Annotated in this window: 14 protein-coding genes and 1 pseudogene; 11 read left to right on the forward strand and 4 right to left on the reverse strand. The window is 47.5% G+C overall.

What is annotated here, in order from left to right; genetic code table 11:
• The coding region (locus H6F50_RS13200; protein ID WP_190429050.1) for a dihydrodipicolinate synthase family protein at positions 1-332 on the forward strand (332 nt) is incomplete at its 5' end.
• Positions 333-536: 204 nt separating this feature from the next.
• Complete coding sequence (locus tag H6F50_RS13205) at positions 537-2,366, forward strand: ribonuclease J (protein ID WP_190429051.1); 1,830 nt, start codon at positions 537-539, stop codon at positions 2,364-2,366.
• Positions 2,367-2,608: 242 nt separating this feature from the next.
• Here the strand turns inward: H6F50_RS13205 and H6F50_RS13210 are convergent, their stop codons facing one another.
• Together H6F50_RS13210 and H6F50_RS13215 are read right to left on the reverse strand one after the other, a co-directional pair.
• Entirely contained in the window at positions 2,609-5,800 is a 3,192-nt protein-coding gene (locus tag H6F50_RS13210; protein WP_190429052.1) for an efflux RND transporter permease subunit, read from the reverse strand.
• Positions 5,801-5,909: 109 nt separating this feature from the next.
• Entirely contained in the window at positions 5,910-7,295 is a 1,386-nt protein-coding gene (locus H6F50_RS13215; protein WP_190429053.1) for an efflux RND transporter periplasmic adaptor subunit, read from the reverse strand.
• A gap of 228 nt (positions 7,296-7,523) precedes the next feature.
• Here H6F50_RS13215 and H6F50_RS13220 point away from each other — a divergent pair, with 228 nt between their 5' ends.
• The 5 genes from H6F50_RS13220 to psbM all read left to right on the forward strand — a co-directional run bounded on the left by H6F50_RS13220 (position 7,524) and on the right by psbM (position 11,310).
• Positions 7,524-8,090 (forward strand): PadR family transcriptional regulator, encoded by a 567-nt coding sequence (locus tag H6F50_RS13220; RefSeq protein ID WP_190429054.1) that lies wholly within the window; start codon positions 7,524-7,526, stop codon positions 8,088-8,090.
• A 259-nt stretch (positions 8,091-8,349) separates the two neighbouring features.
• Positions 8,350-10,041, forward strand: coding sequence for a TolC family protein (locus H6F50_RS13225; protein ID WP_242029014.1), 1,692 nt, complete (start codon positions 8,350-8,352; stop codon positions 10,039-10,041).
• A 127-nt stretch (positions 10,042-10,168) separates the two neighbouring features.
• The gene (locus H6F50_RS13230; protein WP_190429055.1) at positions 10,169-10,468 is read left to right on the forward strand and encodes a 2Fe-2S iron-sulfur cluster-binding protein; all 300 of its coding nucleotides are present in this window, start codon (positions 10,169-10,171) and stop codon (positions 10,466-10,468) included.
• Between the two features lie 327 nt (positions 10,469-10,795).
• A complete protein-coding gene (locus H6F50_RS13235; RefSeq protein ID WP_190414682.1) occupies positions 10,796-10,936 on the forward strand; it encodes a hypothetical protein in 141 nt (46 codons plus the stop codon).
• Positions 10,937-11,193: 257 nt separating this feature from the next.
• Entirely contained in the window at positions 11,194-11,310 is a 117-nt protein-coding gene (gene psbM, locus H6F50_RS13240) for a photosystem II reaction center protein PsbM (RefSeq protein WP_190414683.1), read from the forward strand.
• A gap of 111 nt (positions 11,311-11,421) precedes the next feature.
• Here psbM and H6F50_RS13245 read toward each other — a convergent pair whose 3' ends face one another.
• Both H6F50_RS13245 and H6F50_RS13250 read right to left on the reverse strand, forming a co-directional pair.
• Positions 11,422-12,267, reverse strand: coding sequence for a universal stress protein (locus H6F50_RS13245; protein WP_190414684.1), 846 nt, complete (start codon positions 12,265-12,267; stop codon positions 11,422-11,424).
• A gap of 292 nt (positions 12,268-12,559) precedes the next feature.
• Positions 12,560-14,530: an adenylate/guanylate cyclase domain-containing protein gene (locus H6F50_RS13250; protein WP_242029015.1), complete on the reverse strand. Its 1,971-nt coding sequence runs from the start codon at positions 14,528-14,530 to the stop codon at positions 12,560-12,562.
• Positions 14,531-15,044: 514 nt separating this feature from the next.
• Between H6F50_RS13250 and H6F50_RS13255 the strand changes: the two genes are divergently transcribed.
• From H6F50_RS13255 to H6F50_RS13270, 4 genes and pseudogenes are all read left to right on the forward strand, one after another.
• Positions 15,045-16,493, forward strand: coding sequence for a folate/biopterin family MFS transporter (locus H6F50_RS13255; protein ID WP_190429056.1), 1,449 nt, complete (start codon positions 15,045-15,047; stop codon positions 16,491-16,493).
• Between the two features lie 274 nt (positions 16,494-16,767).
• Positions 16,768-18,288: a carotenoid oxygenase family protein gene (locus tag H6F50_RS13260; RefSeq protein ID WP_190429057.1), complete on the forward strand. Its 1,521-nt coding sequence runs from the start codon at positions 16,768-16,770 to the stop codon at positions 18,286-18,288.
• A 175-nt stretch (positions 18,289-18,463) separates the two neighbouring features.
• Positions 18,464-19,357 (forward strand): annotated as a pseudogene (locus H6F50_RS27945) (glycosyltransferase family A protein); the annotation flags it as partial.
• A 942-nt stretch (positions 19,358-20,299) separates the two neighbouring features.
• A partial coding sequence (locus tag H6F50_RS13270) for a PAS domain S-box protein (RefSeq protein ID WP_190429059.1) occupies positions 20,300-21,342 on the forward strand: 1,043 nt, incomplete at its 3' end.

A 21,342-nucleotide genomic window follows, 5' to 3' on the forward strand; every position in this document is an offset into this window, starting at 1 on the left:
AGATATACGCTGGGGATGATTCCCTGACGCTGCCTTTATTAGCCATTGGGGCTGCTGGAGTTATTAGCGTTGCCAGCCATCTGGTAGGGACTCAGCTCCAACAGATGATCCAATCCTTTGAAAACGGTCAACCTCAGGTAGCAACCGAGATTCACCTGAAACTTTTTCCCTTATTTAAAGTTTTGTTTTGTTCAACCAATCCTATTCCCGTCAAAGCGGCTCTACAACTGCAAGGTTGGGATGTAGGTGCCACTCGTCCACCACTGTGCCATCTCTCAGAGTCAGATAGGCAAATGGTAGAGGCTGTAATGACTCAGATGGCTTTGATGTAAGGCGACGGTTTTTTGGAAAACTGAATACGTCCACAAAGGCAAGAGTAAAAAGGCAAACGGCAAAAAAAGACAAAGTAAAAAGACCAAAGACACAACCTTCTCTTTTTACTTGAGGCTTTTTACGTGCCAAAGCTGCCCTATCTTATGCAAATTTTCAACAATTTTGTATTGATTGACATTGATTGACTTAATAGAAGGAAACAAATGACTAAGAACGAAGTATCTGCACCCATCCTGAATAAGAACGAATCATCCGCACCCATCCTAAATAAGAACGAATCATCCGCACCCGCCCTGAAAGTGATTCCTCTGGGCGGACTGCATGAAATTGGCAAGAATACTTGTGTTTTTGAATACAACGACGAAATTGTTCTACTAGATGCTGGATTGGCTTTCCCTAGCGATTCAATGCATGGTGTCAATATCGTCCTGCCCGATATGACTTATCTGCGAGAAAATCGCCACAAGATTAAGGGCATGATCGTCACTCACGGTCATGAAGACCACATTGGGGGAATTGCATATCACCTCAAACAATTTGATATTCCAGTCATCTATGGTCCCCGCCTTGCAATGGCGTTGCTAGAAGGCAAGTTAGAAGAAGCGGGCGTTTTAAACCGCACCACGCTCAAACGGGTAGGGCCCCGCGACATGGTGCGAATAGGCGCTTCCTTCTTCGTCGAATTTATTCGCAACACTCACTCCATCGCGGATAGCTTCACCGTCGCTATCCATACTCCAGCTGGCGTCGTCATCCATACGGGTGACTTTAAAATTGACCACACACCCGTAGATGGCGAGTTTTTTGATTTACAGAGGCTGGCTGAATACGGCGAAAAAGGCGTTTTATGCCTGATTAGCGATTCTACAAACTCGGAAGTACCAGGGTTCACCCCTTCTGAGCGCTCAGTTTATCCCAATCTCGAGCGCTTTATCAGTCAAGCAAAGGGACGAGTGCTATTGACGACTTTCGCTTCGTCCGTCCACCGGATCAATATGGTTTTGGAAATCGCCCAAAAACACGGACGGGTGGTATCCGTTGTGGGTCGTTCGATGCTGAATGTGATTGCCCAAGCACGCAATTTGGGTTATATCAAGTGTTCGGACAATCTCTTCCAACCTTTGCAGTCGATTCATCAGCTGCCTGAAGACAAAGTGCTCGTTCTAACTACAGGTTCGCAGGGGGAGCCAATGTCAGCAATGACGCGGATTGCCAACGGCGAACACCGACAAATTAAAGTCCGTAAGGGTGATACGGTGATCTTCTCGGCAAACCCGATTCCGGGAAATACCGTTGCAGTGGTTAACACCATTGATAAGCTGATGATGCAAGGTGCGAATGTCATCTATGGTCGTGATAAGGGGATTCACGTTTCCGGTCACGGCTGTCAGGAAGACCAAAAGCTGATGATTGCTTTGACTCGTCCGAAATTCTTCTTGCCAGTTCACGGCGAGCATCGGATGTTGATTCAGCACTCCAAGACTGCCCAGAGCATGAGCATCCCTGCGGAAAATATGGTGATTATTGACAATGGGGATGTCGTGGAGGTGTCGGAAGATGGCATCCGCGTCAAAGGTAAAGTTCCTTCTGGCATTGAGCTGGTAGATAATTCTGGCGTGGTGAAAGCCAATGTGCTGAAGGAACGGCAGCAGTTGGCTGAGGATGGAATAGTCACGATTGCAGCGGCAGTGAACTGGGAAGGCAAACTGAGTGCTAAGCCGGAAGTTCACCTGCGCGGTGTCGTGACATCAATGGAACGCGATCGCCTACAGGGAATTGTCCGCGAAACCCTAGAATCTCTTTTGAGCGATCGCTGGTCAGAATTCGCCCGCACCTTGGATGATGAACTTTTAGAAGTTGACTGGATAGGGCTGCAAACTCAAATGGAGTCTGCCCTCCAGCGATTGATCCGCCGCGAATTCCAGTCTTCTCGCCCGTTGCTCGTCTTCTTACTGCAAACTCCGGAAGAAGAGCCACCTGCGAAGGCTGCCGGAAGACGCCGCCGCCGTTCGACTGCGAAGGTCGCATCCTAATCAGGCAGATAGGGAGCTTGAGGATCGTTAATGTAGGGCGATCGCGCAGAGCTTCCCTAACGCTAGAAAAGATAACAGTGCAAAATTGGGCGTTGCTGATTTGGTAATGCTATAGCTATTTCACAAGCAGATTCCTTCGTGGAAAAATCATTACTTTTCAGCAACGCCCAAAATTGTAGTTGGGAATAAAATTCCCTCAGAACTGGCGATCCTTTCTGGATCGCCAGTTTGAATTTGTGCGCTTAGTGATGGTGCAAAATATCAGCTTCTCGACTCGGTTCTGGTTTTTTAGTTAGTTTAGACTTTCCACCGGGTTTTTTTCCACCACCTTTTAAGCGATCGCGTGCCGTCACAATTACGATATACAGAACTGGCACAATGAATAAACTTAAGACAGTGGAGACAATGGTACCGCCTGCGATCGCAGTTCCCAGAGAACGTCGGCTGGCGGCTCCTGCTCCTTCGGGATTTACCAGAGGAGCAATACCCAAGACAAAGGCGAAAGTAGTCATCAGAATTGGTCGCAAACGCTCTTGGGAAGCTTCAACCACCGCCTTGGTTGCTGACATCCCGCTTTCTCGGAGTTGGTTGGCAAATTCTACAATTAAAATTGCATTTTTACTCGCCAAACCAATCAACATTACTAGACCAATTTGGCAATAAACATCATTAGACAACCCGCGCATCGATTGAGCTAACAATGCCCCTAAAATTGCCAGCGGAACTGAAAGCAGAATAATGAAGGGGTCAACATAATTTTCATACTGAGCAGCCAGCACCAAGAACACAAAAATAAGTCCCAAACCAAAAATTATTGGTGCTTGACCGCCAGACTCAATTTCTTCTAGTGAAGTCCCCGACCATTCATAACCTAAGCCAGCTGGTAAAACCTCTTTGGATACCTGCTCCATTGTCTTAATTGCTTGTCCTGAGCTATAGCCAGGAGCAGCAGAACCAGTGATTTCAATGGAGCGATATAGATTGTAGTGATTAATAGTTTGCGCTCCAGTCGTTGGAGTAATTTTTACCAAATTGCTCAAAGGAATCATCTGATTTTGTTGGGAGCGGACGTACAGATTACCAATATTTTCCGGGTTAGAGCGAAACTGTTTGTCTGCTTGCACGTACACCCGATAATTTCTTTGCTGTAAATTGAAATCATTTACATATTGCGAACCCAAGAATGTTTGCAGTGTATTAAAAATATCGTCTACCGAAACTTGCAACGCCTTAGCTTTGTTGCGGTCAACTTCGATTAGTAGCTGTGGCGTATTTGCAGCAAAAGTGCTAAATACTTGTTGCAATCCAGGTGTCTGGTTAGCACGACCTAATAGTTGACCCATGGACTGAACCAAAGACTCTAGGGGACTATTACCGCGTTGGTCTTGCAACTGATATTGGAAGCCGCCAAAACTGCCCAAACCTTGAATTGATGGAGGATTAACGGGGAAGACTCTTGCTTCAGTGATACCTGATAGCGTACCAAATAAACTGCCAATAATCGCTTGCACTGACTGCTCTTTTTTATGGCGTTCTTCCCAAGGTTTGAGAGTAGTAAATATAATCCCATTGTTAGAAGTATTACCGCTAAAACTAAAGCCACCTACTACGAAAGTTCCGACTACTTCAGGGTTTTTAAGAATTTCTTTTTCTACCTTGTCCATAACTTCGCCTGTATATTGTAGGGAAACGCCTTCTGGCCCTTGGACAAGCGTGATGAAATAACCCTGATCTTCTTCGGGAAGAAACGCTGTAGGTACGCTCAGATAAAGCCAAGCAGTTATTCCCAAAGAAACGATAAACAACCCGACTACGAAGCCTCGAAAGCGTGTCAGGAAGTTAAGCGATCGCTTGTATCCTCGCCGCGTCCAGTCGATCGCTCCATTAATTCGGTCAAAAATCCAGCCAAGCCATCCTCCAGGCTTTTGTCCCTGACGCAATAACAAAGCTGAAAGAGATGGAGTCAGTGTAATAGCAATAAAGGTAGAAATAGCAACTGAAAAAGCAATTGTTAAGGCAAATTGCTTGTACAGCGCTCCCGTTGTTCCGGGAAAAAATGCAACTGGAACAAACACCGCCATTAGCACCAGTGAAGTTGCAATTAAGGCGCTAAAAAGTTCCCGCATCGCTTCACTTGCAGCTGCACGAGGAGTCATCCCCTTTTGCTGGATCAAGCGATCGATATCCTCAACTACAACGATCGCATCATCAACCACCAAGCCAGTAGCTAATGTAATACCAAACAGAGACAAGCTATTAATCGAAAACCCGAATACCTTAATAAAAGCAAAAGTTCCTATCAAGGAAATAGGAATTGTCACCGCTGGAATCAGAGTTGTTCGCCAATCTTGCAAGAAAACAAAGATAACCAAGACGACCAAAAAAATCGCTTCAAATAGTGTTTTAACTACTTCTTTGAGCGATTGTTCAACATACAAAGTTGTGTCAAACGCCACCCGATATTGCAAACCAGGCGGAAAGCGGGTAGCCAGTTTTGCCATTTCTGCTTTCACGGCTCTAGCAACATCCAAAGCATTACTACCGGGAAGCTGAAAAATACCCAAACCTACAGCATCATTGCCTCGAAATCGCAGAAAAGAGCTGTAATTTTCCGCTCCTAATTCTGCTCTCCCCACATCCTTAAGTTTGACAAGCGTGCCGTCAGTATCCGTTTTTAAGACAATTTCCTCAAATTCAGAAGCTTCTGTCAGCCGGCTGACTGCACGCAGGTCAATTTGATACATTTGCCCTTCTGGAGCAGGTTCCTGACCGATTCGCCCAGCACCGACTTGTAAGTTCTGTTCTTGGAGTGCGTTGACTACATCTTGAGCCGTTAAACTACGACTAGCAAGCCGATTCGGGTCTAGCCATAAACGCATAGAATATCGGCGTTCGCCGAAAATTTGCACGTCACCAACGCCCTTTAATCTTTTCAGAGAATCTGTTAAATAGAGGTCTGCGTAATTGCTTAAAAATATGTTGTCGTACTCTTTATTTTCGGCGTACAAACCAATTGCTAAGAGGATGTTGCTGGACTGTTTTGTTACCGTGACCCCAGTTTGTTGTACGGCTTGTGGTAGCTGCGGTTGGGCGACGGAAACTCTATTTTGAATATCGACTGCGGCGATATCTTTGTTCCGGGATGAGTCAAAGGTAGCTGTAATTGTACTGGTGCCATCGTTACTGCTGCTCGAACTCAGATATTTTAATCCCTCGACTCCATTAATTTGCCTTTCTAAAATGTTGGTCACAGCGTTTTCTACGACTTCAGCACTAGCTCCGCTGTAGTTAGCCGTAACGTTGATTTGAGTCGGGCTAATTTCTGGAAACTGGGCGATAGGTAGAGTGGGAATACTAATTCCTCCCACTAGCAAAATAAATATGGCGCAGACTGTAGCAAAGACTGGTCGCTTAATGAAGAAATCGGCAAACATATTGTTGGTAATTGGTAATTGGTAATTAGTGGGTATTAAGTATTAGATATTAGAGATTTGTGGAGAAGATTCTCCATTATCCTACCCATTACCTATTACCCATTACTGATTACTTAGACTCAGGAAGAATGGGAGCGCCATCCGACAAATTTTGAAGGCCTGAGATGATAACTTTTTCTCCTGGTTCTAATCCTTCTAGCACTTGATAGTTATTTTTCTGGATCTGACCCAATTTCACGGGCTTTTGCTTAGCCACAAGTTTGGGTTGTCCTGATTGTTCTGGTTGTCCTGGTTGAGGTTGTTGTGTTTGCGCCACAAAAACAAAAGTTGCTCCACCCAAGCGAGAAATAGCGCTAGTTGGGATTAAAACTCCCGGCCGTTCTTGCCAAATCAGATTAGCTTTGATAAATTGTCCATCCCGCAGTTGTCCTTGTGAATTGTCAAAGCTAGCTTTTGCTTGGATGCTTTGAGAATTGCTCGTTACTCTAGGCGAAATGAAGCTAATTTGACCTGTACCTAGCACCTTTCCTTGAGAATCCTTCCCTTCAACTCTCTGCCCCAAGCGTAAATCTGGCCCTCGTTCTAGCGGGATAGATAACCGCAGGTCTAGCGCTTGGTTTTGAGTAACCGTGGCAATCGTATCGCCGCTCTTAACGTAGTCCCCTAACTTGACTGGGATAAGTCCGACAACGCCAGCGATGGGGGCGATAATTGTGGCATCTTTCAGTTCTTCATTGGAAAGATTGGCGTTGGCTTCAGCTTGCCGTACCCCTGCTTGCGCTTCGGAAAGGCTGGCTTGAGCTGCCTGAATGCCTTGGTTGCTAGCATTTAAGGCGGCTTGGGCGGCGCGGATATCGCGGGTAACTTGGTCTAGTTGCGCTCTGGGCAACGCGCCTTGCTGTACGAGGGTGGAAGTGCGGCGGAGGTTTTCCTGTTGTAGTTCCACTTCAGCGACACGAGAAGCCCGTTCTGCTTCTAAGGCTTTAATTTGCGAGGCGGCATTGGCACGGGTGGCGCGGGCGGCGTTAACAGCCTGGAGGACGCCAGCTAATTCTGCTTGTCTCTTTTCGCGGCTGAGTTGGACTAAGGGCTTCCCAGCCGGAACGCGATCGCCTTCAGCAACAAAAATCTGACTGACTCGTCCGTCAATTTCAGGCTTTAATACCACTGAACGTTGCGCTTCTAAAGCACCGACAAACTCGGAACTTTCCTGAATTGTCGCTGTCTCTATCGTTGATAGCTTGACAGGAACTCCTTGAGGTTGACCCGCCGCCGCCGCAGTCGCATTCGGTGCATCATTAGCACGGCTATGCCACCACCGCCAACCAAAACCTGCACCGACAATTAAAAGGATAATTCCCAGCGCCACAGACCAACGCTGTCTTTTCCTTGGTTGATACGCAGACTCATCGTTTTCTAGAGCCTGACGATCGTCTGCGATCGCAGACGGTTCTGCGTCAATTGGAACTGGAGACGGGGAATCAGGATCGGGCATTGTCGTTTCCTCTCCTTTTACTTAAGTTTGATAGCAAAGCGCTCTACGCTTACAAAGCGGTACTTAAACGACTTTTAACAACGTCGCGATTGGCTTATATAGTTTTCTTAATCGGCTTGCGCTCATCGCCACCCCACCTCAGCCGGATGATTGCGAAAGAGAGACAGCAGATAACATCTACATATATTAAAATCAAATGCAACTATTAATTGTATCAGATTGATATAAATGCTGGAATTAGCTACTTTAGGTCTACTACAACGCGAACCGCTACATGGCTACCGCCTAAAACAGCAACTAGAGCTGTTCATGAGTGGTTGTATCAGCGTCAACTATGGAGCTATTTATCCGCTCTTGAAGCGCCTGGAAGAACGGGGTGCAATATCAGTGCTGGTAGAGGAGGAAGGAGAAGCGGGTTCGATTCGCAAGATTTACAGCATTACGGATCGAGGGCGCGAGCGATGGATGCACAAAATGATGGAATATCCCCATGAAAGCTGGGTGAATGCTCGCTCTCGCTTCACGATCAAGTTTTTCTTTTTTGGTCACTTAGAACCTGCCAAACGGATTAAGTTGCTGGAGCATCGCTTGATGGTTTGTCGGCTGCGCCTGGAAAGCCAAGAAAGAGAATCGCTGCCAGCAGAACCTTACCAGGCAGAAGTTTGGCACAGATGTAAAGCAGTGATTCAAAGCGAAATCGAATGGTTGAACGAACGACTGGCGTCTGAACGAAGCGAACCCTCTCTGGGAAGTTCGGGGCAAAGCCACGTAGAGGCGGAAATCATCGCCACTTGAGAGACATCGAATACTGCAATCAAATAATGGCAAAGCCATGTCAAGGGAAATACAGGGGCTATCTGCTTTAGGGCTAAGGAAATCAATTATTTCTGGCAGAATGCACCAATATCAGGCTTAGGGTTCTGCATTTTCAGGTTCTTGCCCCAATTCACAAAAATTCGTTTGCCAAGCACATTCGCAACCCAGTATCCTTCTTAAGGTGCTTGAGCTAAAGAAAAGAAGTTTTTCTAACAGCGCAGACCAAATTCAAAAACTTATGCCAAATTCTAGTCATCCGTTTCACTGGGTAGGAACTGGTTTCATGGCTGTGGGTGCGAGTGCAGCGATCGCCATGAGCTGTGCAAAAGTCAGTGTTGCACAAGAAAAGCCTCCGCTTACTCAGCCAAATCCTACTTCCGCTGAAAGTAAGGGAACCCCGTCGGTTGCCCCTACCCCAGCGCTTCCCGCAATCTCTTCCCAGACGCTAAAGGAAGCCGTTAGCCGAGATGGAGCTAACCCTCCAGACTCAACGGGAGCCAAGACAAGTGTTTCCCAGTCGGCTCCAGCACAATCGCCACAAGCACCCGCCACGCTGGAAAGCCTACCCCCTGAATATCTCAACCCCAGCGCTAATCCCCTACAATTTCCGACCAGATCTGAGGAAGTGCAAATTCAAAACTTCCAACGAATTACCCTACAACAAGCTCTGGAGCTGGCACGGCGCAACAATCGGGATTTACAAGTGGCAATTCTTACCCTAGAGCGATCGCGGGCATCCGTGCGAGAATTTCGGGCGGCTGAGTTTCCAACAATCGGCGTAGAATCAAATTTTACTAGGTCAGATTCCCCGAATGCTGAGCTACAAAATCGGCGACAACAGTCATCCCCATTAAACCCATTCTTGGGGAATGACGACGATAATACTGTTTCGACATCCTTTGACACCGGCCTGCAAGTGAGTTACGAACTCTACACCTCCGGGCGGCGCGGGGCACGTATCCGGGCGGCAGAAGAACAGCTGCGATTCGATCAGTTAGAAGTAGAACGCCAGTCCGAGCAACTACGCCTGGATGTCAGCAATGCTTACTACGATCTGCAAGAAGCCGATTCCCAAACTGAGATTTCCCAAGCAGCAGTGACAGATGCCGCCAGGAGTCTCCGGGATGCTCAATTGCTAGAACAAGCTGGACTTGGAACGCGATTTGACGTACTGCGGGCGCAGGTGCAGCTGGCAAATGCCGTGCAGGATCTCACTCGCAGCCGGAGTCAGCAGAGCATTGCCCGCAGGCAATTAACGAGGCTGTTGAGTCTAGGGGAAACCGTTGAGGTGGCGGCAGCAGATGAAATTGAGGTCGCTGGTGAATGGAATCTAACACTAGAACAGAGTATTATCCTCGCCGTGAAGAATCGTGCTGAGCTAGAACAGCTCTTGGCTCGACGGAACATCAGCCAAGAGCAAAGGCGCATTGCCCTGGCGGCAACCAGACCGCAAGTCAACCTCGTTGCCAACTACAGCGTTTTAGGGGTATTAAATGACGATATCGGGCCAGCCGATGGTTTAACCCTGGGGGCGCAATTCCGATGGGATTTTTACGATGGGGGAGCCGCCAGAGCGAGAGCCAGTCAGGAAGAAACGAACATAGCGATCGCTGAAACTCAATTTGCCGACCAGCGCAACCAAATCCGCTTGGAGGTGGAACAAGCTTATTTCAACTTAAGGTCGAATGCTGAGAATATTCAAACTGCCTTTTTTGCCGTTACCCAGGCAGAAGAAAGCTTGCGTCTAGCAGAGTTACGATTTAGATCCGGCGTTGGCACCCAGACAGATGTCATTAGCGCTCAAACCGAGCTAACTCGTGCTAGAGTAAACCGTCTTACAGCGGTTCTGGATTACAATCGCTCTCTGGCAGCTCTCGAACGGGCGATCAGCAATCTCCCAGATAGTCAACTTTTCGATCAGCCCCAATAGGGTGATCGAAGCCAATCGATCCTACGGTGTCTCAAAACACCACTGGCATTTCAGTAGAGATGGGCTTTGCTAAATTTGTATAATTTCTTAAGATTTGTTAATAGAAGCGAGGTGAGTTAAAAGGCGGATGGCTAATATTACATTTGTCAATGAAAATCAAGAAGCGATCGCAGCGGATGGGGCTAACTTAAGAGAAAAAGCCCTCCAGAACGGCATTGATATCTATACCTTTAGGGGAAAGATGATGAACTGCGGGGGCTACGGTCAATGCGGTACCTGCATTGTGGAAATTGTGGAAGGTATGGAAAATCTTTCGCCTCGCACTGAGGTGGAAAATCGCAAATTGAAGAAAAAGCCAGAAACCTATCGCTTAGCTTGTCAAACTCTTGTAAATGGCCCAACAAGTGTGAAAACAAAGCCGCAATAAAAAATTGAAGGTTTATTAACGCAAAGATCGCAAGGATTTCGCAAAGTTACGCAAAGGCAATGATAAATTCTCTGCCGGACTCTGCGATTCCTTTGCATCCTCTGCGTTTAAGTTTTCTAGCTCTACTGCCTAGAACCATCCTCCTAGCGGCACTAGCTTGAAAAATTCTTGCTTGATCTTTTGATAAATTGGAATCTTCCCGGTTGGATGTGAGCATACCCGGTCGTACCTAAAAAGTCGTACCTAAAAATAAGGGAACATCTTGAGATCGCATCGCATCGTTTCAGAACTTTACCCAACCGATGCACAGCAGCACCAGAAGCGCCGATGATTGGTCGTGAAATTCGGCAATTATGGGTCGGAAAACCAAGGAAATACCGCATTCTATTTGTGGTCGAACAAGATGTCGTAGCCGTTCTTCATGTTCGGCACAGTCGCCAAGCTTATTTGGGTGACGAGTCTGAGTAAGGTTGTTGCGTAAAATATGCGATCGCTTTTCTCTTTCCTTTAAGAATAAAGCGCGATCGCGAAGGGCCGACCTGTCGGTTCGCTTTTTATATTGGTGAGAGCGCGATCGCCTCAATGTCTGCTCCAGGAGAGCGATCGCGCTTGCATGGGAAAATGCGATCGCTATTTTGGCTTCTTGGGATCGCACTCTCCTCAAGACAGACACCGGATGATATGCTTAAGGGTGGTGCTTTAAAGTTAATTAGAGGCTGGGTTCAATGCAAGTTAACGATCTTGGTTTTGTCGCCAGCATCCTGTTTGTGCTGGTTCCCACAGTTTTCTTGTTGATTCTGTACATCCAAACTGCTAGCCGCGAAAGCAACAAGAATCCTTAATCATCTGTATCGAACAAAATCCCCCCGCTGTAGTACGGACAAGGCTCTTGCCATGTCCTTCTGGCGAGGGGAATTTTTTTATGGTTAGGCTTGGCTTAGGTTTGGCGTTTCTTAGGTAGTCGCTGTGCGTCCTAAGAGAACGGGACAATTTGCATAGACTCGCACGTAGTCGGATAGCGAGGTTCCCAGCAAGCGATCCAAATCTGGTAAACCTTTGGCAATCGAAGGACGGCGATCGGGAGAACCCAGCATTAACAAATCAACATTTGATTCCTCTGCCAAACGACAGATTTCTGGGCCTGCCTTCCCATTTCCGGTGACACACTTATAAGAGATGCCTTGTTTTTTAGCGGCAGCGATCGCAGGAGCAAGTACAGGATCTTTTTCAGCGTTAGCGGCTTCTTCAAAACCTGTCCGAGCTTTGTTGACGTGAACCAGAACCAACTGCCCACCCTTTTTATCTCGCAACAGAAACAAAGCCAGATTTAAGCATTGTTGTGCCGATTCTGAGCCGTCCATTGCAACCATGATGCGGTTAATTTTCTTGACGTAAATATCGTCTTTCACCAACAACATCGGGCGGGAAGACAATTGGAAAACATATTGGCTGACCGAGTTTTCTAAAATGGATTCTAGGCGCTTCAACCCCCGCGAACCCATAATGATCAAATCAGCATTTATTTCTTCTGCTACCTGGCAAACCGTATCCTTCGGATCGCCCTGCCTCAGCATGGTGTTAACGTGATTTGGGTCTAGGTTCAGAGTCTGGATGGCTGTAGCGAGAATCCTGCCTCCCTCTTCCCACTTTGAAGTCATGGACTCAGTGGTAATTTGAGAAGGAACGACGTGCAAGATAGTGACCGCTGCCCGTTGGATCGAAGGCAGTTCTATCAAAGCCTTGAGCATCTCTTCAGAATGTCCAGTTCCAGAGTCTGCTAACAAAATTTTTTCAATCATCGAAATGCCTCTTTATCAGAAAAAATCGCTCTGTTTTTATTGCTTTCTGACCCAATGAATCGGGAAGTAGATGTTGATGAAAGTGTGATAACTGCTAACAACAGTAACCGATTTATCTGGGAAGTGAGTTTTTCATCATTCAGCATACTTCTGATAGTGACGTTAATTTTTAACGATTTATGACACTGCTTTAATAAGCGCAAAAAATATTCATTAATTTTTGTAACCTAATTAATCGGAACACGTCAAAGGAGCATCTACACTCGCTGTATCTTAGAAAATTTGCTAGTCATCAAACTTCTGACGCTCTTTCCCTTTGACGCCCCACCACAAGATAGACATCAACCATTTGCTGTTTGCCCTTCAGTGGCAATGGTCCCCAAGATTCAACCAGAAACTGGTTATCAAGATGAACCAGGGTTTCCTTACCGATCAGGACGCGGCAGTTGCTTGGTTGGCGGTGTTTCTCGCAACTTTCCAAGCGAGCAGCAGTATTAACGCTGTCCCCAATGACGCCATATTCTAGGCGGTCTTTGCCTCCTAAACTGCCCACGACGACGGGACCCGTAAAAATTCCAATTCGCATCTGGATGACTGGCAAGCCACGAGTTTTCCAGTTTTGGTTCAATTCCTCCAGAATTTCGCCGATTGCTAGAGCGCATTCTATCGAGCGCTGGGCATCAAGAGCGACTTCCTCCTTGTGGATGCGATCCATCGGCACGCCAAACACAGCCATGAAGCCATCCCCGGTAAACTTGTTGATAATGCCTTCATGGCCGATGATTTCGTGGGTGACGACATCCAGCATTTCATTTAACCATTCCAGCAAAGCTTCCGGAGGCATTTGTTCGGCAATGGTACTGAAATCTTTGATATCTGCAAACATCATGGTTGCGATTAGCTTAATTCCTGGTAATTTCCCAGATTTGATTAAGCGATCGCGTCCTTTCCAGAGAGCTTTGGCAACTTCCGGTGAAGTATTCTGTCCCAAAAGCTTCATGATAATTTGTTGCTGCTGCTGTGCATCATAAGAGCGGTAGGTGATAACCACCCCGCTGGTGAGGATAAACCCCAGTACGGGAGCCGACAGAGGCACCCATCCTTGCAGAGTAAACAGATAGAAGCAGGTGCCCAACAAAACCCCCAGCCCAACGCCGCAGCCCAAAATTAAGACAACGGGATGCCGCAACCACCAAGCCGCGATCGCACCCAGCAGTGTCCATCCGACAATCCATAACACCTCTATCCGTTCATCCCAGAACCAAAATAGGGGTCGCTCCCCCGTGGCAGCGTCAAGGAATTGGCTGACCATCTGGGCATGAACCAAGACGCCGGGCATCTTGGCGGTTTCCTTCTCGGCTGGGCTGTAGGGGGTTGAGAAAGTGTCTTTGGCGCTGGGTGCCGTCGTGCCAATCAGCACAATCTTGTTTTTCACCCAGTTCGGGTCAATCTGTCCCTTTAAAACTTGGGTGAGCGTAACTTGCCGCGCCACGTTTGAGGAGCGGTAATTCAGCAGAACTTGGTAGCCCCGCGCATCCATATTTTGATACCCGCCAGAGTTTTGCTGGAGCGGGACAAATACCGCTTTTGCCAGTTGAATATGATCGGAATTTTGTTGGCTGGACTCTGGTGTGATGCCCACACTTTCTAAATAGGCGATCGCTAGCCGCAGGGAAAACGAGAAATAAGTGCTTGTATCATCCGAGACAAACAATAGATTGCGACGGACAACGCCATCCGGATCGAGCAGCAAATCGTTAAAACCAACTCGATCCTCTGGAAATCCCGGCGGCGGCGACACCAGTTCCAGCTCCGTATCGCCAAATTTCTTAATGGCAAAGATATTTTTTTCCCGGAGTTGCACCTTAAGTTCGGCATTTCCTGGTTGTTGCGGGATTTCCCGATACACATCTAAGCCAATTACTTGAGGCTGCAATGATTGCAACTTTGCCAATAGCTGCGCCATTGTCCGGTCGGATAAAGGCCATTGTTTCTGAGTGCGAATGTCGCCTTCTGTAATGCCCACAACTAAGAGCCGAGGGTCGGGACCTGGATCGGAATGTAACCGCACCAGTTGGTCTAAAGCGACGAGTTCTAGAGGTTGTAGACCGCCCAAATGACGCACTCCTAAAACGAACCCGCTCACAACAAGACTAGCGATCGCTACCACTCGCACACCCGTGAATTCCGACAACGCAATCTTGAGGCGATCGCTTAGATCCAATAGCGTGGATGTCTGGGACTTAAAAAAGCCTTTCATCATCGCCCTAGCCTTAGCGGAGCTAACATGGGGAGAAACAGAGGCAAAGACAGAGCCATAGCATTTTCTACTGTAGCTTTTGGGCTAATTTCGGGAATTGAAAACTGGTAAATTTACCGACTGCTGATTTGGCATTACCACATTATGGCACTTGGATAGTGACGGGCTACACCCCTCATTCTGGGTAAACAGTCAGGAATCATGGAAAAAGAAAAAATCGCTAATTTCTAGAAATAGGTTCGATCGAGAGAGGAAAGCGACTTACAAATATCGCCAACCCTATACAAGTCAATCTTTATAGACGACTTCTTTCCCACAACAAGATTACCGAATGCAGTTATTTCCACATTCTCCCTAGAAGCCTCTGAAGTTCCTATCCTGCCTAATTTGTACTCTCTTGAGAGGAAGGAATTAAGGGCTACCAACCACTGAATCATCCCGGCTTTGGACTGACAACACATCCAAAGTGGGAGGTTATCATAGGGTGAATGTTGATATTTCTTAAAAAAAGTTATCAATGCAGTTTTCCCCCTCTGGTATGTCCGAAATCAAGAACTCCGCGATCAAAAAGGTGTTCTTTGGTCATGAGCCGACTCCTGAGTTATGCGCCATTCTAACGGTCTATTTGGTGCAGGGAATCTTGGGTTTAGCGCGTCTAGCAGTCAGCTTTTTTCTCAAAGATGAACTGTCGCTAAGTCCGGCTCAAGTTTCGGCTTTGATGGGCATTGCTGCCATTCCTTGGGTGGTAAAGCCGTTATTTGGTTTTCTGTCAGATGGTCTACCGTTGTTTGGCTACCGGCGGCGACCCTATCTGATTTTATCTGGACTATTGGGAGCGATTTCCTGGTTTAGTCTGGCAACGATTGTGCATACAGCTTGGGCGGCGACAGTGGCGATCGCGCTTTCGTCCCTCTCGGTAGCGGTTAGCGATGTAATTGTAGACTCGCTGGTGGTAGAACGAGCCAGGGCAGAGTCTCAGAGTGATGCCGGTTCCCTGCAATCCCTCTCCTGGGGTGCCTCATCGCTGGGAGGCTTAGTAACTGCGTATTTTAGCGGTTTCCTTTTGCAACACTTCGGGAGCCATACTATTTTTGCCATTACCGCTGGTTTCCCCTTAATTGTGTCAGCGGTTGCTTGGTTAATTGCAGAAGAGCCAATTAGCGATCGCCCGGATGTCTCCACCGTTGCCAACCAGATCAAACAACTGGGAAAAGCGGTTAGCCAAAAATCAATCTGGCTACCAACCGCCTTTCTGTTCCTTTTGCAAGCCACACCGACCGCAGATAGTGCCTTTTTCTACTTCACTACCAACGAACTAGGGTTTGAGCCAGAATTTTTGGGACGGGTACGTCTCGTCACCAGTCTCGCCTCCCTGCTCGGAATTGCAATTTTTCAACGATTTCTCAAAGCCGTCCCCTTTCGCACCATTTTCACCTGGACAACGATCATCGCAGCGGCACTCGGAATGACCACGCTGCTGCTGGTGACTCATACCAACCGCTCTTTAGGCATCGACGATCGCTGGTTCAGCCTGGGAGACAGTCTGATTCTGACCGTTATGGGACAGATTGCCTATATGCCATTGTTGGTACTCGCGGCGCGGCTATGCCCGCCTGGAGTGGAAGCAACCTTGTTTGCGCTGCTGATGTCGGTGACAAATATGGCAGGGTTATTGTCCCACGAACTGGGAGCCGTCCTCACCTATTGGCTGGGCATCACCGAAAGGAATTTTGACCATCTCTGGCAGTTGGTCGTGATTACGAATCTATCAACCCTTTTGCCGCTACCGCTGATTGGTTGGCTACCCGCAGGCAAACCGGAAACTGAGCCATCTGGCGAGATGCCAAGCTTGCAACCGTCATCAGCCATACATATTCAGTCAGCCCCCATTCAGCATCGGGAACGGTCTTTTGTTCCTGACTTTCTTCCAGAACTCATCCCCACAGTAGAAGAACCCGCCGACTAAAAGAGGAAGGATCGAGAGTAGGCAGTGCTGATTCCGTTTCCCGTTTCAGACTGGAAACGAAAATCAGAAAGCTGCTGCACTCACTAGGCGGATGCAATGAAATTGAAGATTTTCGTCGGTTGGGACGCCAGGAAACCCAACACCTGCATAGGGTAGCGATCGCTATCCCATCCGACAAATCATTCATCCGTGTGACTTAACGTGCAGCGGCGCTAACACGTCTGTTTATAGTTCACGATCGCGTCACGAGTTTTTCTAAGCCGAACTGTTTAATATGCAAATACCCACACCAGAACGCTTTCCGGTGCCCACAGAGGTGCCCGATCAAATTCCCTACCACATTAAAAAGTGGCAAAAGGGCTATGAATCTTTGCCGCAAGAATTCGATTATTGGATTGATGACATTGAAGGGGAGATTCCCGCAGAACTAGAAGGAACGCTGTTTCGGAATGGCCCCGGGTTGCTAGATGTCAAGGGTCAACGCATCCATCACCCATTTGACGGGGATGGCATGATTGCCAGGATCGCTTTTTCAGAAGGTCGCGCCCACTTTCGCAATCGCTTTGTCCGCACACAGGGCTATGTGGAAGAACAGAAAGCCGGTAAAATTCTCTATCGCGGCGTCTTTGGCACCCAGAAGCCCGGTGGTTGGCTAGCCAATGCTTTTGATGTGAAACTCAAAAATATTGCCAACACCAACGTCATTTACTGGGGGGGCAAACTCCTGGCGCTTTGGGAAGCTGCCGAACCTCATCTTTTAGACCCCAACACCTTGGAAACCCTGGGGAAAGAATATTTGGACGGGGTTTTGCAAAATGGTGACGCCTTTGCCGCTCATCCTCGCATTGACCCTAGATGCGATCGCCAGGGTGGTGCCCCTTGCCTGGTGAACTTTGCCATTAAACCGGGTCTTTCCAGCACCATCATCATCTATGAATTAGACGCGGCTGGCAAAGTTGTGCAGCAGAACTCTCACAGCGTTCCTGGCTTCGCCTTCATCCACGATTTTGCGATTACGCCCAATTACTGCATCTTCTTCCAAAATCCGGTTTCCTTCAACCCGGTGCCTTTCCTGCTGGGATTTCGCGGTGCGGGTGAGTGTGTCAAGTTCCAGCCGGAGCAACTCACTCGGATTGTGGTGATTCCCCGCAACCCCCAACCAGGGGAAAAAATGCAAATTTTTGAAACTCAGTCGGGTTTTGTCTTCCACCATGCCAATGCCTTTGAGCAAGGGGACGAAATTTGTATTGACTCAATTTGCTATGAGTCTTTTCCAGAGGTTGAGCCGGAATCAGACTATCGGGAGGTAGACTTTCAGGCACTATCCCCCGGACAAATGTGGCGGTTCCAGTTTAATTTAAAGGATAAAGATAAAACGGTACGGCGGAGGCTTTTAGAAAGCCGTTGCTGCGAGTTTCCCTTCGTTCATCCCGAACGAGTCGGACGCCCTTATCAGTATCTATATCTGGGTGCAGCTCATGGTGCCCAAGGCAATGCGCCTCTCCAAGCTATCCTCAAGGTGGATTTAGAATCAGATTGTCGCCAACTCTGGAGTGCAGCACCCCAAGGCTATGTTAGCGAACCGATCTTTGTCCCTCGTCCGGGTGCTACCCGTGAAGATGAGGGTTGGGTGCTGACGTTAGTTTACGACTCTACTCACCACCGCTCTGATGTCGTTATTTTAGATGCCGCCCACGTCGATCAAGGCCCGGTGGCGCGATTGCACTTGAAGCATCATATCCCTTATGGGTTGCATGGCAACTTTACGTCCCACTGCTTTGCGCCCAGCCACTAGATATCTAGTCAGCCAATTGTGGATTTTAAAGCGGTTATCGAGGAGCGATCGCTCCTCTAAAAGCTAAAATTGGCTGACCGTTGTAGTATAAAGCTTTGCAAACCTAGTAATCTCCACCTTCTCTTTTGCACAAAGATAGGCTACTTTTGGCTGAAGTATCCCAAGCGGAGCTGGGATGAAATTCAGCATCGTTATTACGACTTATAATCGCCTTTCCTTGCTAAAACGGGCAATTGACACCTCTCTTGCCCAAACATTCCCCTGTGAAGTCATTGTTGCGGATGACTGCTCCTCGGATGGCACCCAAGCCTATGTAAGCGATTTAGTGGCAGCGCTTCGTGCCAAAGGTGACGAACGCCTCGTTTATCACCGCAATCAGATTAACCTGGGTCACTCGGCGACGATGAATGCTGGAGTGCAGCTTGCTAAAGGCGAGTGGATTAAGCCGGTTGATGATGATGACTATTTAGCACCGAATTTTATAGAGGAAATGAATCGGGCGATCGCGCTGTGTCCAAACGCTGTCATTGCCTCTTGTCAGGCGGCGCAGGTTGATGTCAACGAGGTCGAACTTTACAGAACCCGACAAATTGGTCCCGGCAAAGCTTTCTCTATTCCCCAAGAAGACCTTCATTTTGGGATGCTACTAGAACTTATCCCTTTTGGCACTCCCATTCAAGTTGTCTTCGCTCGTTGGGCTTTTCTGAAATCCGGCGGCTGGGATTCTAGCTTAGATGCGAACTTTGATGACATTGATTCTTGGATCAAAATTGCCCAGTTTGGAGATGCTGTTTTTGTAAATCAGTGCCTTGCTTATCGCACAATTTGGCCTGGAGCTTACAATCAAAAGTTTCCTCTTAAAACGAGGATGGATACTAATATTTTGATGAAGGAAAAAATCTATGCTTTGGTGAGTGAAACTCACCGTGCTGAAACTCCACCAATTAAAAATATTCAAGCTTATCTTAAACTACATTGGAGTCTGGTAGCTCTCAAGCAAGGAAAAATATTGAGTGCTATTAAAATGGCATTTCCCTCAGTTTTTTCACTAAGTGCATGGAAGATTTTAGTAATTAATAATCTATCGAATCCTCGGCAAGTCTTCTTGGCTCAAAAGCAAGTTGATACCAATAGTTCGCTGTCTAAATCGATTCCTTATTCGGAATCTATTCATGGCTCTATTGTTCCAAAGAATCGGTTTAAAACAGCACAGCTTCAAGAATTACGCATTTCTCTAAAATTCCGCTGTAGCCGGATTGCTTTCAAGCAAGGAGAATTTTTCAGCGCTACTAAAATGGCTGTAAATGGTGTCGTTTCGCTAGGTGCATGGAAGATTTTCGGGATAACGGATTTTCCTCAATCTCTTAGTAAGAAACCCCCGATTCAAAATCGGCTACTAGATAAAAATATTCTAGTGATGGAAAAAATCTATGCTTTAGTTAGCGAAAAACACCAATCTACTATTTCCAACCTTCAAGACTGGCAAGCTTATTTCAAACTGCGTGCAGGGTTTTTAGCGATTCGGCAAGGAAAATTGGCGATCGCGTCTCAAATGGCATTCCCGGCTATATTTTCCTTTGCTGCCTGGAAATTATTAGTAAAAGTTATCTTATTGCGGCAGCGTCATCATAAAGAACCCTTGATTCGCAGGTTAGTGCTATACAGATTACCAGAAGGCAAAACTAAGGATTGAATAGGGAAGTAGTACATTTCAAGATTTGGAAAAATATTGTTTCTCTGTCCCTCTACCTCAATCGCCTTTTTTAACTTCTAAATAATATTGCTTGAATCACTCTTTGATGTTGATATGTTGTCGTTTTAAATAATTTGTGAAGCGAGATACCCGACTTTTGTAAAAAAATTGGGTAGCTGAAACACTAGCATCTCAAAACTAAAATAGGATTGCTATATTATGTTTCATCTCACCCCAAGCTTTAAAAAGCCCTTAGCGAAGCGGCAGCCATTCACCGGGGTATAGCCTTGCTCCTGCACAAAAGGAAATTGTTGAAGAATGGGCTGGCCTAAGCGATCGCAATCAAAATTACCGAACTCTGTTGAACCGAATTTGCGAAAAGCAAAAACATACGCAGTTTCACTGCGATCGCGCCTCATCGGCTTGGTATTGCTGGTTGTCGTCCTGGTATTGGCGTTGATATACACAAACTTTGAGGAACGCCGACACCAAACAACTCAAATTCAGGCAGAGGTGCTACAGATGGCTAGGGTAGCTACCGCTAACCAAGAGCGCTTGATTGGCAGCAAAGGGATAATTTTAGCTCGCTATCCTAACCCCGAAACCTGGGTCGGGCAAGCCGCACCGGAAGCACCTTTGGTTAAAACGATGCTGACGCAAAAAAGGGCAGGCACGGTGGAGGCTTCCGGCGTGGATGGTGTAACGCGCATGTATGCGATCGCGCCCTTGGAGGGCACTTGTAGGAATCAGGGCGATCGCTGCAACCTCTACGTGTCAGTGGGCATCCCCAAAACCGTCGCCTTTACTGCTGCCGATCGGCAGTTGCACCGCAACTTAGCAGGCATGGGATTAGTCGCCGTGTTAGCGATCGCTGCCACTTGGGTGGGTAGCGAGGTGTTGATGTTGCGTCGGGTGAAGGCGCTCCTGAAGGCAATGCAGCAGTTCTCAGAAGGCGATTTGAGCGTTCGTAGCGGGGTGACTCACGGTTTCGGAGTCAGGGAATTGGCTGGTGCCTTTGACACGATGGCGGCGTCGCTAGAACGTTCTGAGCGCGATCGCCAGTCGGCAGAAACTGTTTTGCGAGAACGAGAAAAAAAATATCGCTCATTGGTGAACAGCCTGCCACAGGTGCTATTCCAGACTGATGAAGCCGGATATTGGACATTTCTTAATCCCGCCTGGAAAGAAATTACCGGCTTCGCCCTCGAAGAAAGTATTGGTAAGAATTTAATCGATTTTGTTCATCCGAGCGATCGCCCACAACACCGCGAAGAATTTCGCTCCCTCATTGAACGCCAGCAAGAATTTTATCGGTATCAGGCGAGATATCTGAGTGCAAACGGCGACTATCGCTGGCTGGA

The sequence above is a fragment of the Coleofasciculus sp. FACHB-712 genome, assembly GCF_014695635.1.
Lineage (GTDB): Bacteria > Cyanobacteriota > Cyanobacteriia > Cyanobacteriales > FACHB-T130 > FACHB-T130.